The sequence below is a fragment of the Streptomyces antioxidans genome (assembly GCF_000968685.2).
Lineage (GTDB): Bacteria > Actinomycetota > Actinomycetes > Streptomycetales > Streptomycetaceae > Streptomyces > Streptomyces antioxidans.
Window position 1 is genome coordinate 221379 of record NZ_LAKD02000119.1, and the last position, 16389, is coordinate 237767.

The 16389-nt window shown below is 72.1% G+C and carries 11 protein-coding genes; 5 read left to right on the forward strand and 6 right to left on the reverse strand.

The annotated features are described in order from the left end of the window. Positions 1-142 precede the first annotated feature (142 nt). Positions 143-934, forward strand: a complete 792-nt coding sequence (locus VT50_RS33810) for a VC0807 family protein (RefSeq protein ID WP_338058365.1) — start codon at positions 143-145, stop codon at positions 932-934. A 140-nt stretch (positions 935-1074) separates the two neighbouring features. Here the strand turns inward: VT50_RS33810 and VT50_RS33815 are convergent, their stop codons facing one another. The 3 genes from VT50_RS33815 to VT50_RS33825 all read right to left on the reverse strand — a co-directional run bounded on the left by VT50_RS33815 (position 1075) and on the right by VT50_RS33825 (position 8197). Then, positions 1075-2664: an ABC transporter substrate-binding protein gene (locus VT50_RS33815; protein WP_046084788.1), complete on the reverse strand. Its 1590-nt coding sequence runs from the start codon at positions 2662-2664 to the stop codon at positions 1075-1077. A 6-nt stretch (positions 2665-2670) separates the two neighbouring features. Continuing rightward, positions 2671-4731 carry a hypothetical protein gene (locus tag VT50_RS33820; protein ID WP_079343941.1) on the reverse strand — a complete coding sequence of 687 codons (2061 nt, stop codon included), beginning with the start codon at positions 4729-4731 and terminating at the stop codon, positions 2671-2673. 184 nt (positions 4732-4915) lie between these two features. Continuing rightward, positions 4916-8197: an NACHT domain-containing protein gene (locus VT50_RS33825; protein WP_240529413.1), complete on the reverse strand. Its 3282-nt coding sequence runs from the start codon at positions 8195-8197 to the stop codon at positions 4916-4918. Positions 8198-8294: 97 nt separating this feature from the next. Here VT50_RS33825 and VT50_RS33830 point away from each other — a divergent pair, with 97 nt between their 5' ends. From VT50_RS33830 to VT50_RS33845, 4 genes are all read left to right on the forward strand, one after another. Then, the gene (locus VT50_RS33830; RefSeq protein ID WP_046090859.1) at positions 8295-9038 is read left to right on the forward strand and encodes a TetR/AcrR family transcriptional regulator; all 744 of its coding nucleotides are present in this window, start codon (positions 8295-8297) and stop codon (positions 9036-9038) included. A gap of 72 nt (positions 9039-9110) precedes the next feature. Continuing rightward, the gene (locus VT50_RS33835) at positions 9111-10265 is read left to right on the forward strand and encodes an MAB_1171c family putative transporter (RefSeq protein ID WP_046090858.1); all 1155 of its coding nucleotides are present in this window, start codon (positions 9111-9113) and stop codon (positions 10263-10265) included. A gap of 384 nt (positions 10266-10649) precedes the next feature. Next, positions 10650-11090, forward strand: coding sequence for a helix-turn-helix domain-containing protein (locus VT50_RS33840; protein WP_046090857.1), 441 nt, complete (start codon positions 10650-10652; stop codon positions 11088-11090). A 13-nt stretch (positions 11091-11103) separates the two neighbouring features. After that, positions 11104-11673 carry a toxin gene (locus VT50_RS33845; protein ID WP_046090856.1) on the forward strand — a complete coding sequence of 190 codons (570 nt, stop codon included), beginning with the start codon at positions 11104-11106 and terminating at the stop codon, positions 11671-11673. A gap of 22 nt (positions 11674-11695) precedes the next feature. Here the strand turns inward: VT50_RS33845 and VT50_RS33850 are convergent, their stop codons facing one another. From VT50_RS33850 to VT50_RS39410, 3 genes are read right to left on the reverse strand one after another with little or no spacing between them, the layout of a single operon-like run. Continuing rightward, positions 11696-15166, reverse strand: a complete 3471-nt coding sequence (locus tag VT50_RS33850; RefSeq protein WP_276207358.1) for an aminotransferase class I/II-fold pyridoxal phosphate-dependent enzyme — start codon at positions 15164-15166, stop codon at positions 11696-11698. A gap of 26 nt (positions 15167-15192) precedes the next feature. Continuing rightward, the gene (locus VT50_RS33855; RefSeq protein WP_046090855.1) at positions 15193-16134 is read right to left on the reverse strand and encodes an NAD-dependent epimerase/dehydratase family protein; all 942 of its coding nucleotides are present in this window, start codon (positions 16132-16134) and stop codon (positions 15193-15195) included. A 58-nt stretch (positions 16135-16192) separates the two neighbouring features. After that, entirely contained in the window at positions 16193-16363 is a 171-nt protein-coding gene (locus VT50_RS39410) for a hypothetical protein (protein WP_158083240.1), read from the reverse strand. Positions 16364-16389: the final 26 nt, after the last annotated feature.

The following is a 16389-nucleotide window of genomic DNA, read 5'->3' on the forward strand; positions in this document are numbered from 1 at the left end:
CTTTCCCTGTGAAACGGCCTTCCGCCGAGATTTTGGCGACAATTGGCGTCCCGGCACTGTCCTCATACGACATGACTGCTTTAAATTTCTCCTTTCTCACACCACCACGCACAGCATCACCAGGCACTCGTACAGGGGAACCGTGCTCACTCAGGACTCGACCACGCAAGGCGCCTCGAGCGCACCGGATACGGAGGCGCCACTGACCGGCGAGCGGCCCAAAGCGCCCGCCCGGTCGAAGAAGGCCGCCATTCTCGGCTGGGCCGTCACGCTCAGTCTCACCGTCGTCGCACCGATCATCACGTACTACACACTGCGCGACCATGGCTTCAGCGAGTTCGCCGCGCTGCTGATCAGCAGCGCCTGGCCGGTGGTCGACGGCGCAGTCCACCTCGCCTGGCGCCGCCGCCTCGATGAACTCGCCATCGTCACCCTGGTGTTCATCGTGATCACGGCCGTGGTGTCGACCGTCGGCGCGCACTCGGCCCGCGCACTGCTGATCAAGGACTCATGCGTCACCGGGCTGTTCGGAGTGCTGTGTCTGGCGACGCTGCTGACGCCGCGCCCCCTGATGTTCTACCTGGGGCGCAAGTTCGCCACCGATGGCACCGAGGCGAGCACCGCCTGGTGGAACAGCCTGTGGTACGTCGATGGCTTCCGCAAGGCCATGATGACGATGACGACCGTCTGGGGCGTGGCCTACTGCATCGAGTCCGCGGTCCGGGTCGTGCTGTCGTACACCCTCAAAACCGACACCATGGTGGTCCTGAGCCCGGTCCTGATCTACGCCGTGCTGGGCTCACTCGGCACCTGGACGGCCATCTACGGCAGGCGGTCGCGCCGCAAGGGCCAGGAGCGCGCTGCCGCCGCGGCGGCAGCAGCGGCAGAAGCGGGGGAAGCGAAGGCCGAGTCCACGGCGGCGGCCGAGGGCTGACCGGCCGACCGACACCGGGAGCCCGGGCGCGGAGAACTCCGGCGTCCGGCACCCGGGAGATCGGCTACTACGGCGGGGCGCGCAGGACCGGCTGAGCCACCGCGCGCCGCACACGGGCGTCAGCGCGCCGCACACGGGCGTCAGGAGGGGCAGGCGTTCTCGGAACCGCCCCGGTAGGTACGGTAGATGCCCGGCGCGCCCGGATCGCCGGAGCGGGCGCGGGGCGGGAACTCGACCACGGGCACGGGCTTGCACACGGCCCACTGGTCGTTCTTGCCCGGGCCCTCAAACCCGTACGTCCCCCCGGCGCCGACCAGGCAGAAGCTGCACCCGTCACCGGCGATGCTCGGAATGATGAGGGTGTTGTACACATCGTCCTTCGTCGGGATGCTCAACGCCTCCGGCGCCTTCTCGCCGCCCTCGTTGATCTCGGCGAAGGTGCGGTCCACCGCGCCCGCGAGCAGGGTGAAGGCGTCGTGGTACATCACGGCGTAGCCATCGTCGAGCGGCTTGTCCCCCAGCTTGTGTTGGCTCCGTATCTCCTCGAAGCGGTCAAGGAAGCGGCCGAGCGCCTTCTTGGGCTTGGACTTCCCCGCCCACCAGGCGGGATCGACGGCGGATGCGTCGACGATCGTGGCGCGCGCCTCATCCAGCCATCGGGCGGGCGCGTCCCCGGTGAGGGTGGGCTCCAGGCCGATGCCGACCTTCAGGACGCGCAGCGTCGTGGTGCGCCCGCAGCTGCCCTCCTGCGCCATGCGCTCCATGAAGGCGGGCAGGTCCTGGTCGCGGCCCGCGAAGAAGACGGTGTCTGACTTCTCGTTGCAGATCTTCTGGACGGCGTCGGTGAACCGCTGGGGGATGCCCTTGTCGGTTCCGGAGGTGCCGGTGAAGTTGGAGTTGTGGCTGGTCAGGTCGTACGCGTCGGCGAAGTGCCGTTCGAAGACCCCGCGCAGGTTCTGGGAGTAGACGTCCTCGCTGCGGTTGTCCCAGACCAGGAAGCCCCTGTGCTGGGCGGGTCTCTCGTCCAGGTAGAGCTTGAGTGCGCGGGCGAACTGGTCGTTGTTGGGCGAGGTCTTGAAGAAGTACGGGGAGTTCATGTTGGTGGCGGTGATGACCGGGCCGACGGTGGGGATGCTGTGCTCGCTGAGCGCCGCGATCGCCTTACGGGTCTCCGGTGTGCTGCTGGGGATGCCGGTCACGCCCACCAGCGGCGCCCGGGTGTCCTTGGTCAGCTCGGCCAACCGGTCGACCACGGGCTCCCACTGGTCGAGGTTGCGGCCATCGGGGGCGAGCAGCAGCTGGTAGTGCGGTCCGCCGAAGCGGTTGGCCTGCCGCTGGGCGGCCAGGGCACCCGCGATGCCGCGCCGGATCATGTCCGCCGTCATGGCGCTGTGGTCATCCGCGGTGAAGGGCATCATCAGCGCGATCCGTACGTACGGGATCCTGGGGCCGCTCGGCGGATCCTCCCAGCCCCGCTTCACCCGGGCGTTCTCGTCCGCCACCGCCCCGATGAGGCTTTCGACGCCCGGGTCCGCATCGAAGGCGTCCTCGGTGACGCCCACGCAGTCCCCGTCGATGTCCCGGAGGTCGTCACCGCACCTGCCGGGGCCCTGCGCCACGTTGACGGCGACGGTGATCGCGGCGGCGACCAGCACACCGATCCCGGCGACGGCCAGCCATTCGAGCGGCCCCCATTCGCGAGGATGACGGCGGAAGAGACGGAGCAGCATGCTTCCTCACTGACCGGAGATAGGGAAGGGGCGCCTCTTCCGTGCTGCCGCGGGCCAGTTGCGGGCCGCCTGGCCCAGGACGGCGTGCCAGGACGGATGGCGCGGTGAGAGATAGGCCAGCTCCTCGCCGACCGCCTTGCACATATCGGGATCCGGCTCGGCGTGCGGCTCGGAGACGTGCCACAGGGCGTGCAGCAGCCGGTTGACGCAGCGCTCGATCTCGTGCAGTTCGGCGTACCGGCCGTCGTGCGCGCCGAGGGCGATCTGCATCCGTTCGTCGGTCCACTCCTCGGCCGGTGGGGTGGGCGCGGTGGCGGCGTACTGGAGGCACAGCAGCCAGTGGGCGGCGGCGTGGGCGTCCTTCTCCGACTGGAACTCCTCCGTCAGCATGGCCACCACCGTCTCGGCGCTCCCGGCCGCGAGGGTGTGCCGCAGGGCGTCCGCCTCGCCGCTCTCACCGCGCTGGGCATGGTGCATCCGCAGGAAGCGGTGGATGTCCTGCCAGCTGCGGCCGTCCTCGGCCCGCGAAGAGGTGCGGCGCGCCTCGTGCACCAGCAGGGTGCGCAGCAGCGCGTCGGTGACCAGCGGCTGGTCGGGCGGGGTCAACCGCTGCCACTGCTGCTCTTCGAGGTAGTCGGTGGCGGAGTTGGCGGGCAACTGGTCCGGACCCTGGAGCCGCAGATGCTCGGCCAGCGCCTCGGCCGCGGTGCTGTCGCGGGCGAGCGACAGCAGGGTCAGCCGGTCGCGCTGGCGGCGGTCCGGGAGCAGCCGCTCCAGGAGCGCTTCGGTGACCGGGCGGCCGTCCCTCGCGCTCAGTTCGAGGAGGTCCCGGGGGTCCACGCCGCGGCCCCGCCTGGTGGCGTCCAGGACCGCCGCGCACAGCACGGTGGTCACCGCCGGGTGGCCGCCGGTCAGGGAGTGCACGGCGGAGGCCAGATAGGGGTGGAGCGGCCGGGCGGGCCAGTCGGGCACCAGGAGGGGCAGGATGTCGTCCCGGCTCAGCGGGGTGAGCGGGACGGCGAGCAGCCCGGCGGACGGGGCCAGGCCGCCGCGCTGCCAGCCGGAGGACTTCACCAGGTCGGGCAGGTCGCGGCGGACGGCGTCCGACGCGTCCTCGGGCAAGCCGCCGAGGCGGGTGGCCACGACGACAAGCTCCTCGTGATCTGGGCGCTCGGGCAGCGCGCGGTGCTCGAGGAGCAGGTCGAGGAAGTGCTGTCCGGGCGGGCAGTGGGCGTCGTCGAGCAGGATGAGCGGCCACGGTTCGCGGTTCCACCGCTGGAGCCTGCCGTAGGAGGAGGCGATGTCGTGGAGGAAGGCGGCCATCAGGCTCTGCTCGGCCGAGTGCCGGTAGTCGCCGCCGCGCTGGAACCACTCCCCCAGCAGCACCAGCGGATCCTGGCCGTCCGCGCCCCGCGGAAAGCGCCCCCGGAACCACTCCTGGGCCGCGGCCGGCTGGTGCCGTTCGGTGTACTCGGCCACCACGGCGGCGGTGACCGCGTCCCGGCCCCACTCCGCGTCGGCCTCCGCGTCGACGGCCTCCAGACGGCCCTCGACGGCGGTGGCCCAGGCGTGTCTCAGCGCGTTCTCGTCGCCACCGGCCAGCCGGCAGGCGAGCAGCAGCCGGGCGAACCACAGACACGCGGCGTCCCGCTGCTCGCCGCTGCCGTGGTACCAGCCGGAGACGGCGAACAGGCCGGGCAGCAGGACGGGGAAGCGGCGGCGCAGCGCGGGGGCGAGTGCGCACACCAGCTCCGCCAGGGTCTCCACCAGGGTGGCGGCGGTGGGGGCGCCGCCGTCGGCCGGGGCGGGCGGGAAGGGGGCGGGGTCGGTGGCCACGGCCCGGACGTGGGCCAGCGGCAGCCGGTCCCGGTAGCGGGCCGCAAGCTCCTCGAGGACGGCGCTGCGCCCCATGCCGTGGTGGCCCGTCAGCAGCACCACGGGCAGATCGCCCTGGTACTCCCGGCCGACCCGGGACCGCTCGTCGTAGGCCAGGCCGGTCAGCCGGGGAACGAGCGAGCGCAGCACCGGGTCCCGGCCATAGAGCGGTGACCCTTCCGATACGCCCATCCCGTTGCGACCCGCCTCAGTCGTCCTCTGCTGCCCGGCAGCCGCGACCTCGGAGACGGGCGGCACCGCTCCCCCGAGACATCAGCCGCTGACATCCGTACCAACTACGCCCCTACAGTCCTGAATTTACCCCTTGGGTAAACATCCCACCAGGTGGACGCGGCACCGTTGGAGTTAGCGCCGGTCAGGGGTGCGGATAGATGTCGAGATCGACGCTCTCGGGGAGCGAGTCCGCGCCGCGGACCTCGCCCGGGTAGACCAGCCGCACCCGGCGCAGCCGCCGCAGTCCGGCGAGGGAGGCGAGGTCGAGCTCCGCCACCTGGGACAGATGGATCTCCTCAAGTCCCGGCAGCCGCCGGGCGATTCGGCGCAGCGGAACCGCGACCCCGGCCCTGGCCCACACGTCCAGATGGGTGACCTGGGGTATCTCGGTGCGGGGCGCGAACAGCAGCATGCTCAGCTGCTGCGGGGAGAGCGTCAGCTTGCGCAGCTGGGGCAGCTCGGCGATGAGGGAGCCCCATTCGTCCGGGGTCAGCCGCTCGCTGGCGTCCTGGAGCCGCAGCTCGGTCAGCTCCCGGCACTCCACGATCCCCGCGAGCTGCGCCGCCGACGACGGCAGTGAGAGCAGCCGCAGCTCGGCGGGGCGCGGCAGGTCGGAGAGGCCGCGCCAGGGCACTTCGGGCCCGATGAGCAGCCCGTCGAGGAGGGCGCAGTCCGCCAGCTTCAGCAGCGGCTCGAACTGCGGCAGGTCCCGCAGCTCCAGCCGCCGCAGCCGGGGCAGCCGGGTCAGCGGCGCGGGGTCCTTCACGTTCCGGCAGCCCTGGAGGGCGAGGGTTTCCAGCTCGGGGTAGGCGGAGAGCAGATCGAGGTCATCCAGCTGGAGGGTGTTGCGCAGGCGCAGCTCGCGCAGCTGCCGCGGGTCGAGCGCGGCGCGGATCGCCTCGGGTGCGAAGTCGCCGTGCAGCCCGACGCGTTGGTAGCCGGACATGGTGCTCAGGGCGTCCAGCTCGGCGTGGGAGCGCACGGTGACGATCTCCTCGGGCGCGGCGTCGAGGAGCGGCCTGACGATCTCCTCGGCGTACGCCTTGGTGTCGAACCGGTCCCAGTGGGCGAGGAGTTGGGCGCGCACCGCGGGCTGGCCCGTGCCCAGGAACTCCCGGAGCCTGGGGATGGCGGCGTCCCCGCCGATCTGGCAGATGGCGTGGACGGTGGCCAGCTCCTCGTCGCCCGCCAGGTCCTTGGCGTCGGGCAGCAGGCCCAGCAGCAGCGGGCCGGTCTGCGCCAGTGACCTGGCCTCCCGCAGGCTGCGCGGCGGGAGCAGCCGGGCGGCCCGGTCCTCGATGGCCTCGCGGACCGTGGGCTCCAGGCGGGTGGCCTGTTCGAGGGAGGCGAGGGCGAGGAGCCGCAACCGCGCCTGGACCGTCGCGTCCTGCTCCCGGTCGCCCCGCTCGCGCAACCGGGTCAGCAGGTCGGCACGCTCTTGGTGTCGAGCCTGTGCGACGGCCATCTGCACCACGTCCTCCCACTGGTCCAGGTGTGCGTTGTTCACCAGCATGCCCATATCGCGCTCTTCCAGTACGGCCCTGGCGCCCAGGAAGTCCTGGAAGGTGCGGTGGATGAAGTTGACCGCGCCCGGGGCGGGTTCGCGCAGCAGACCGGAGCGCTCCAGCAGGTGCTGAAGGGTCTCCTCCGCCGTGCCGACCTCGGCGAGGCGGGGCACGGAGGGCTGCAGCCGACGCACCACGTTCACCGCGTCCGGGCGGTCCAGCTGGGTCCGTTCGTTGCGGATCAGCCAGTACGCGAGCCTCTGCAGCGGCTCCGTGGCCGACTTCTGGTCCAGGACGGGCTTACGGCTGCGCCCGTAGACCTCGCGCTCCAGGTCGCGCCGCTCCAGGAGCATGGACAGGGCCGCCTCGTACAGGGAGGCGCGGCCCTGGGGCAGGAAGCCGCGGCGCTCCCGGTGCAGGGCGCAGATCAGGCCGCACATCAGCGGATTGGTCGCCAGGCGGCTGAGCTCGGGGCTGCTGCGCAGCGACTGCGCGAGCGCGTCGCCGAGCTCCTGCGAGGCCCCGGCGGCCGTGTGCCAGCGCCGGATGAACTGCTTCATATCGGCGGGCCGCATCGCGGCGAGCGCGAACTCCTGGAAGCCCTCGCGGGCCAGCCAGCCGCGCTCGAGGGCGGCGGGGCGGGAGGTGAGCAGCCACAGATTGCCGGGGAAGACGGCGAGCAGCTTCCTCAGCCAGGCCCGCACCCGGGTGCGGTCGTCCTTGGGGATCTCATCGGCCCCGTCGATCAGGAGCACTCCGCGCCCGTGCCGCAGCACCCGGGCGGCCCAGCCGTCGGGCTCGGTGCCCACCAGCGGGCAGCCGATCCAGCGCAGGAAGTCATCGGGCATCGGCAGTTCGGCGTCCTTGCGCGCCAGGGTGCGCAGCGGCAGCACGAAGGGGACGCGCCCGAACAGCTGGGACAGCCCGCCCGGCACCCGCTCCTGCTGTGCGGTGGACAGGGCCAGCCACTGGACGAGGGTGGTCTTCCCGGTGCCGGCGACCCCGCGCAGCAGAACGCGCTCCTGGGTGGCGAAGACGGCCTCGGCCGGGCCCGGGGCCCGCTCGGTCTCGGTGTCCCGGTCGGCGCCCGGCTCGCCGTTCACCACCGGCACCCGGTCGGTGCCGTCGCGGTACGGCCTGGCCTGGAGGCTCAGATACGCGGTCTCCAGCGGCCAGTCCTGGCCGTCCGGTTCGCGCAGGTCCACGCCGTAGATGGTGAGCCTGCCGTGGCACTCGACGACGTAGCGCGCGTACTCCTCCTCGAACTGTTCGTCCTGGCGGCTGATGTCGGGCAGCCGCCGCAGGATGGCGTCCAATTTCTCGCTCTGCTCCCGGATCTCGCGGCTCTGCTCGATCTGGGCTCGGGCCGCGAAGCCGGGCCGCTGGCTGAAGAAGCGCATGAGGTGGACGCAGGCCGTCTCCAGGAGCCGGTCGTGGAAGCGGGCGGCGTCGTCGCCGAGGAGCCTGCGGGTGTCGGGGCCCGCGCGCCGGGACAGCTCCGCGGCCAGCCGCTCCGGGCCGAGCGCGAAGGCGTGTACGTCGTCCATGTCGAGATCGCCGAGCGCGTGGAGGGTGCGGGTCAGCGCCTGCCCCACGGAGTCGTGCTCATCGGCGCCGATCGGCGGATCGTGCGGCCCGGCGGCCCGCACGGCGCGGCGGACCAGCTCGCGGGCGAGCTTGTGGAGGTCGTCCTCGGTGAGGGTGCGGTGCTCCCTGCCGAAGGAGACGAGCCTGCGGATCGGTACGGGCCGTTCGCCGTACTCCGCGGCGGGCGCGCTCGCGGGCGGCAGCAGCAGTCGTTTGACCACCGGCACGACCACTGCCGACGCGATCCGCAGACCCACCGTGCCGCCGTCCACAGCAGCCCCTCCCTCGCGGCGTCGGCGCGCGTCCCCCGCCGAGCCCGTGCAACCGCTCACCTCCCGCTCACCATAGCCGCGAAGTCCCCTCCGCGGTCAGGGTTCAGGTCAGGGTGCGCGGGGCGCGAAGTGCCGTGGCACGGGTACGGTTTGGCCCATGGATGTTTCCGGAACACCTTCCGCGGATGACGACTCCGGGATCCGGGCGGTCATCATGGCCACCGCGCGCCAGCTGCTGGTGAAACTGGGCGCCGGAGGGCTGTCCCCGGCCGCGGTCGCCCGGGAGAGCGGTCTCTCCGCCGGCGAGGTGGCGGCCGTCTTCCCGCACCGGGACGATCTGCTGACCGCGCTGCTCATCGACGCCTACGACGAGTCCGGCGCCGCGATAGAGCAGGCCGACCGGGCCGCCCGGGAGGCGGGCGCGTCGGCGGGCGCCCGGCTGCTCGCGGTCACGCGGGCGCTGCGCCGGTGGTCCTTCGCCAACTCCGGTGTGTTCACGCTGGTTTACGGCTCGCCCGTGCCGGACTACCACGCCCCGCAGGAGACCGTACCGCCCGCCTCGCGCACCCCCGCGGTGCTGGCCGGGATCGTACGGTCGGCGCTGGAGGCCGGTGAACTCACCGCGCCCCGGCGGGAGGTGCCGGGGCCGCCGCTGCTGCTGCCGGAGGCGGTGCGGCTGTTCGGCGGGGTGCCCGAGGCCCCGTTCTCCGACGTCATCGAGCGCGGCATCGTGCTGTGGAGCAGCCTGATCGGGCTGCTGGTGTTCCAGGTCTTCAGCCGCACCCATGACAGCGTCCGGGACGAGGCCGCGTTCTTCGACTACGCCGTCGCCGTCGCGGCCGAAGGGATCGGACTGGTGGTTCCCTTGGGCGAGAACGCCGATGGAGGGGGCACCGGCTGAGAGAGCACCGACTCCGAGAGCACACCGACTGAACCGTTCGCCGCGTGCGCGGCGCCTGTGGGGGAAAGGGCCGTGAACACCATCAAGACTCTCTGCTTCGTCATCGCGGCGCTGTCGTCGTATGCCGCACTCGTCTACCGGCTGTTCCAGGTCAGACGCGGCTGGCGGGACAGCGCCTACCGCACGCTGTTGGTCACCCTGCTGCTGCAGTGCCTCACCTTCACCATGGGTGCCGTCGCCATGGGGAGCGAGCGCTTCCTGGGCGTCGGCAACCTCGCGATCCTGGTGATGCACCTGTCGGCGGTCGCCTTCTGCGTCAGCGCCCAGATCATCCTGCTGCGCTGGGCGACCGGGGGCGAGGAGTCGGTGCGCAGGGCACGCTACTGGCTGATCACCGGAATCGCCCTCAACGCGCTCCTTACGGCGCTCTTCTTCATCGCCGACGGCCCGGGCCGTCCGGCCGACGACTTCAACACCGGCAGCGGCCAGCCGCTGGTCCTCACCTACCTCCTGGTCTTCATGGTCTCCCAAGCGGTGCCGTGCGTCACCATCCTGCGCCAGTGCGGGCCCTACGCCCGCATGGCGAGCAAGACCTCGCTGCGGCAGGCCCTGCGGCTGCTCTTCGTCGCCGCGGTGATCCTCTTCCTGTACTGCCTGGCCCGGGTGGTCAACGTCCTCACGGCCGCGTGCGGGCTCGACATCGGCGGCTGGACCCTGGCCGCCTCCGTGTTCAGCGCGCTGGGCATCGTCACCCTCTCGCTGGCCCTGACGATCTCGTCCTGGGGGCCGTCGGCCACCAGGCTGCTGGAGTGGGCGCACGGCTACCGGTCCTACCGGGCGCTGTATCCGCTGTGGCGGGATCTGTACGAGTCCTCGCCGGACATCGTCCTGGAGCCGCCCGGGGCCGCGGTCTCCGACCTCGACTACCGGTTGCACCGCCGGGTGATCGAGATACGGGACGGATGGCGGGAGTTGCGCCCCTATATCGACCGCACCACGAACGGCGACGGCGGGGCGGGCCCCAGGGTGAGCGAGGAGTCCCGGCAGGCGTTCGCCGAGGCGGCCCAGATCAGACAGGCCCTGCACGCCAAGCGCACCGGCACCATTCCCGACGACAACGCGGACACCGGCGACTTCGAGGACCGCGACTCGGACAACTTCACCGCCGAGGTCGTCTGGCTCACCAAGGTGGCCTCAGCGTACCGGCGGCTCGGCAAGGCGCGCTGACGGCCGGCCCAGCCCGCTGAGGGGCCGCGGGCGCGTGCGCGCGGAAGCCGCGGGCGCGTGCGCGCCGAAAGGGATCCCGCCCGGTCTGCCCCCGTCAGGCCGGGCGGGACTTCCCCCGTGATTCCCCCGTGTCCCCCGTTTTCTTCTGCCGAGCCGAGTGGATGGCCCCACTCAGTCCGGCCCGGGTCCGGCCCCGGAAGGCAGGGCCGGACCAAGCCGATAGAACTAGCGGCCAACTCGGCCACCCCCGTGAGCGGAGTTAGCCAGCAGCTATCGGTGAGCTCCACGGTGGCGGAGTTGCGTCCGATTGTCAACTGACCGCTAATCTGCGAAACTGACGATTAGCCGGGGGCAAAGCCGAGGAGGTGAGGGAGGGAGATTCGCATGTCCGAGACTGATGACCGGCCCATGCTGGCAGTGCGTCTGGACGACCTCTTCAAGACGGTTCGTCCCAAGGGCAAGCACTGGACCAACGCCGAGGTGGCGGAGGAGCTCAAGCGGGCCAACCCCGATCTGAAGGTCGGGGGCGTCTATCTGTCGCAGTTGCGGACCGGCAAGCGCTCCAATCCCTCACCGGACCTGCTGGCCGCCCTGGCACGTTTCTTCGGCGTATCGGTGGCGTACTTCTTCGACGACCAGGTCGCCGAGTCGGTGCTCAGCGAGGTCGCCGCCATCGAGGCGCTGCGCCAGGCCGGGGTGCGCGCCGTGGCGATGCGCGCGGCGGGGATGAAGAAGGAGAACCTCGAGGCCATCACGACCATCATGGATCAGTACCGGCAGCTCCAGGGCCTGCCGCCGGTCAGTGACTCCTCGGACCCGGAATGAGGGGTGCGGCTGGGTGAGGGGCACAGGCAAGGGGCGGTCGGCCGATCACGACCGCCGCAGTCAGCTCAAGAAGCTCCGCAAGGCCGGTGCGCGGCGGATCGCCGACCTCGACCTGCCGGAGATGGCCGATGTGGCCGAGCTCTGCCGCCATCTCGGCGAGGTCCGCGGCCGCCCGATCACGCTGGTCCCGATGCCGATGCCGGCGACCCACCCCTGCGGCATGTGGGTCGCCGCCCGCGACGAGGACCTGATCTTCTATGACGCCAACACGACCAGCGCGCATCAGGAGCACATCATCTTGCATGAGCTGGGCCACATCATCTGCTGCCATCGCGGGGCGGGTTGGCTGGACGAGGCGAGCGCCCGCCTCCTCTTCCCCAACCTCGACCCCGACCTCGTGCGTGACATGCTCCTGCGCGCGACCTACGACGACGTCCAGGAGCAGGAGGCGGAGGTCATCGCCTATCTGCTCTCCCAGCGGGTGGGCGGCGCCGAGGAGCCGCCCGGCGCGCCCACGGCCCAGGACGCCGGGGCATCCGGGAAGGACGCCATGCTCAGCCGGATCGAACGCACGCTGATCTGAGGCGGATCCGACGGTGTTCCCCTCATCCCCCGGTGGCCGCCACCTCCTCGGCCAGGATCGTCACGGCGCGCCGGATGTCGTCCTCACGGTGCTCGCTGGTGACGAAGAACCGCAGCCTGGCAAGCCCCTCCTCCACGGCGGGGTGGAAGATCGGATCGGCGATCACACCGCGGTCGAACAGCCGGTCCGCGATGTGCAGGGTCCGCGCCGAGTTTCCGAGGAGGCACGGCACGATCGGGGTGTGGGCGCTGGTGCCGGTCGCCAGACCGGCCGAGGCGGCCAGGCCGAGGAAGAGCTCCGCGTTGCGCCGCAGGGTGCACACCCGGTGGGGTTCGGCGACGATCAGTTCGGTGGCGGCCAGCGCCGCGGCCGCGTTGGCCGGGGTCAGACCGACGCTGTAGACGAAGCCCGGCAGCGTGTGCCGCAGCCACCGCACCATCCGGGCCGAGCCGCCGAGATAGCCACCGCAGCTGGCGAACGTTTTGGACAGGGTGCCCATCCAGAGGTCCACATCGCCCCGGTCGACGCCGAAGAACTCGCTGACGCCACGGCCGCGTTCGCCCACGGTGCCGATGCTGTGCGCCTCGTCGACCATCAGCAGTGCGCCGTACCGCCGCTTCAGCTCGATCACGGCGGGCAGGTCCACCAGGTCGCCGTCCATGCTGTACGCGCCCTCGACGACGATCAGCACCCGTCTGAACCGGGACCGGTTGCGCCGCAGGGTGTCCTCCAGCGCGCCGATGTCGTTGTGGGCGAACGGGCGCCGGGCCGCCCCGGACAGGGTGCAGCCCTGGAGGATGCTGTCGTGGGCGAGCGCGTCGTGCACCACCAGGTCCCGCGCCCCGACGAGGTGCCCGATCGCGGTGACGTTGGTGGCGTGTCCGCTCACCAGGGCCAGGCAGTCCGCGGTGCCCAGGAAGTCGGCGAGCGCCCGCTCCAGCCGTACGGTCAGGTCCCGTTCGCCGGAGAGCACCCGGCTCGCGGAGACCGAGGTCCCGTAGCGGTCCACCGCCGCGTGCACGGCCTCGTTGACCGCCGGATGGCCGGAGAGCCCCAGATAGTTGTAGCTGCCGAAGGACAGATACGGCCTGTCGTCGATCATGGTCGTATCGCGGATGGTGCCCTGGTGGACGCGGAAGTAGGGGAAGTCCGCACCGCTGCCCGTGATCGTGCTCAGGCGCTCCTCGAACTGCCGCACCTCGGGGAAGTCATCGGGGCGCGCGGTCGCCGCGTCCCAGTCCGCCGCCCGCGTCTCCGGGGGCAGTGGCTCGCCGGGGGCGGGCCCACCGAGGACGGGCGGCCCGGGGACGGGCTCCCCGGTGAGGTGCGGATCGACCAGCCCGACCAGCCGTGCCACGGTGAGGTCGGGCGAGAAGATCTCCTCGGCGCGGAATCCCGGTATTCGTTTGCCGATGTTGACCTCCAGTTCCTGGAGCATCAGGGAGTCGAAACCGAGGTCGGTCACCAGCTCCATTGGCTCGGTGAGCTCGGCGAGCGGGAAGACCCCGGTCCGCGAGAGCTCTTCGAGCACGATGGCCGCGGCGGATCCGCCTCCTGCCCGGCCCTCCCCCACCGCTGCCGCGAGGTCGGGCGGGGCCTCCTCGGGGGCGGCCGGGGCCTCCTCGGGAGCGCGCGCCGCCTCGTCCACCGCCCAGTGGTGGCGCGGGGCGAGCGGGCTCGGTGGCAGGGTGCAGGGTGGTTTGTGCTCCATCACCGGGCGGAGCCCCGCGCCGGTGACCGCGCGCTCGGCGAGCCGGGCAAGCTCGGCCGAGCGTTCCGCGGTGGACAGCGAGCCCGGCGCGGGCACGGCGGCTTCCGGTTGTTCGCCGGGTGGCACCGTCCCGGCCACCAGCCCCGCCCCGAGCCGTCCGTCGTCCCCGGCCGCCACGGCCTCGGCGGCGGCGGTCAGCTTGGCGGCGGCGTCGGCGGTGTCCTCGGCCACCAGGGCGAGGCGTTCGGCGAGCGGGGCCCGGCGGGCCAGGGTGTCCGCCACCACGGCCAGCGGCGGACGGTCCTCGGCGAGGGTGTCGGCCAGCTCCCGGGCGTGGCGGGCCAGCCCGGCCCGGTCGCGGGCGCTGAGCACCAGCAGTTGTTCCCCGTCCGGTGCGGGGCCGGCCGGTGCGGTGGCGCACTCCTCGACCACCAGATGGACCCCGGTGCCGCCGAAGCCGAAGGCGCTCACCCCGGCCCGGCGGGGCTGCCCGGACTCCGGCCATGCGGTCGGCTTCGTCGGAACGGTCAGCCGCGCGGCGTCGAGCCCGGAGCGGTCGGCGAGGTCGAATTCCGGCTGTGGCGGTATCACTCCCCGGTGCACGGCCAGCACCGTCTTGACGAGCCCGGCCATCCCTGCGGCGTTGAGCGCGTGTCCGACCACCGCCTTCACCGCGCCGAGGTAGGCGGGCGCGCCCCGCTCGCCGCGCAGTTCGCCCAGGACGCCGACCTCGACCGGATCGCCGACCGTGGTCCCGGTGCCGTGGGCCTCGAGGTAGCCCACCGCGTCCGGGGCCAGATCGGCGTCGCGGTAGGCCCGGCGCAGGGCCCTGAGCTGACCGGCCGCCTGGGGGTGCATTCCGCCCTGTACGGTCCCGTCGTTGGCCGTGCCCACGCCCCGTATCACCGCGTAGACCCGGTCGCCCGCGGCCAGTGCGTCGGCCAGGGGGCGCAGTGCGAGGACCCCCGCTCCCTCCCCCAGGACGAAGCCGTCGGCCTCCGCGCCGAACGGCAGGCATCTGCCGGTGCGCGAGATGGCGCCGATCCGGCACAGCCCCACCAGCAGGTCGGGGGTGAGGATCAGCTGGGCGCCACCCGCGAGGGCGATGCGGCAGCGGCCCGCGCGCAGGGCGAACACGGCGTTGGCCACGGCCATCAGGCCACCGGAGCACGCCGAGTCCAGCGCATAGCTCTCGCCGTGCAGATCGAAGACCGAACTGACGGTGTTCGGACCCATGTTGAGCAGGAGCCCGGCCACCGAGGAGCCGTGCAGACCGTCCACCGCACGGACGGTCTCCGGCCACCCGGGACCGGTGGCCCGCGCCCCGAACTCGCCGCCGGCCAGCTGGCGCATCCGGATGCGCATGGTGGTGATCTCGCGATAGCCGCTCTCGGTGAGCGCCGTGATCACCGAGGTCTCCTCGCGGTCGAAGCCCTCGGCCTCCCATCCGGCGTCCTGGATGGCCTCCCGGGCCAGGTCGATCAGCAGCCGCCCCTGCGGGTCCATCGATCTGGCCCGGCGTGGCGGGATGCCGTAGTGCGCCGCGTCGAAGTGGCCCACGTCCGGCAGCAGCGCCATGGTGTCGGTATAGGTCGAGGACGTGTCGCGTAAGTTGTCGCTGAGGAAGGCGGCGGTGCGCCACCTCGAGTCCGGTACGGCGGCGAACTGCGGCCACGGTTCATTGAGGAGCCGCCAGTACTGGTTGACGTCGCGCGCCCCCGGGAACCGGCAGGCCATTCCCACGATCGCGATGTCATCGCGCCGCGCTCCGTTCGCGCCCACGGTGGATTCCTTCGCTGTCACGGCCGTCACCGGGCGCTGGCCAGTCGCTCGCGCCACCACTCCACCGTCGACTTGACCTGCTCGTCGACGGGGGTGGCGCGCACCGCGAACTCGGCCTCGTAGGCGCTGGCGTCCATGAGGAAGGGCCGGTCGAACTGGTAGCGGACCTCCCTCAGTTCGCGGAGCAGCGGGGAGACCAGCGACGCGAGCCCCAGCACGGCCGACGGCAGCCTGCGCACCGCGACCGGGCCGGTCCCCGCCTGGGTGGCGAGGCGGCCGACCATCTCCCGGGTGGACAGCGCGGGCGCCGTCGGTACGTGCCAGGCGCGCCCCCAGGCCCGCTCCTCACCCGCCACCTCGGCCAGGGCGGCGGCCACATCGGGGACATAGCTCCAGCTGTGCGGGGTGTCCGGGTCCCCGAGCGAGGACACCGCCTTGCCGCGCAGCACATTCGGCACGACCCGCGCGGCCAGGTGTCCGCCGTCGGTCACCCCGGGCCCGAAGAAGTCCGACGCCCGCACCTCGACCGCCTTGATGCGGCCCTGCTCATGGAGGTCCCGCGTCCGCTCCCACACGGCGGCGCGCACCCGCCCCTTGGTGCCGGTGGCGGCGAGCGGCAGTTCCTCGGTGAGGGGGCCGTCCACCGGGCCGTAGCCGTAGAGATTGCCCAGCATGACCAGGACCGCCCCGGTGGCCTCGGCGGTCGCGCGGAGCGACGCGGCCAGGGGCGGCCACTCACTCGCCCAGCGGTGGTAGGGCGGCGCCCCGCAGCTGTAGAGGGCGGCCGCACCCCGCACGGCCTCGGTCAGCCGCTCACTGTCCCTCGCGTCCAGCGCGAGGTGCTCGATACCCGGTTCCGGGGCGCGGCCCGACCGGGTGATGACACGTACCGTATGGCCCTTTTCGACGAGCAGCCGAGCAGTGGCCGCGCCCGCGGGCCCGAATCCTATGACGACATGTAGGTTCACGCGCGCACACTAGCGCGAGTATCCGTGGCCTTTGCGGCAGACGTTCCGATGGGGCCGTTCACCGGAGGCGTCGGCTCCCGGTGAACGGCAGGTAGCGCGGTGCCCGCCTGCCGTCCAGCCGGTGCTCCACCACGGCGCCCGGCGACAGCAGTTCGGCATCCTCGTGGTCACCGGCCATCAGGAGTACGTCCACGGGCAGTTCGTCCACGAACCCCCGAAACACGCCCAAGAGGGCTTCTGATGGATCTCCGCGTC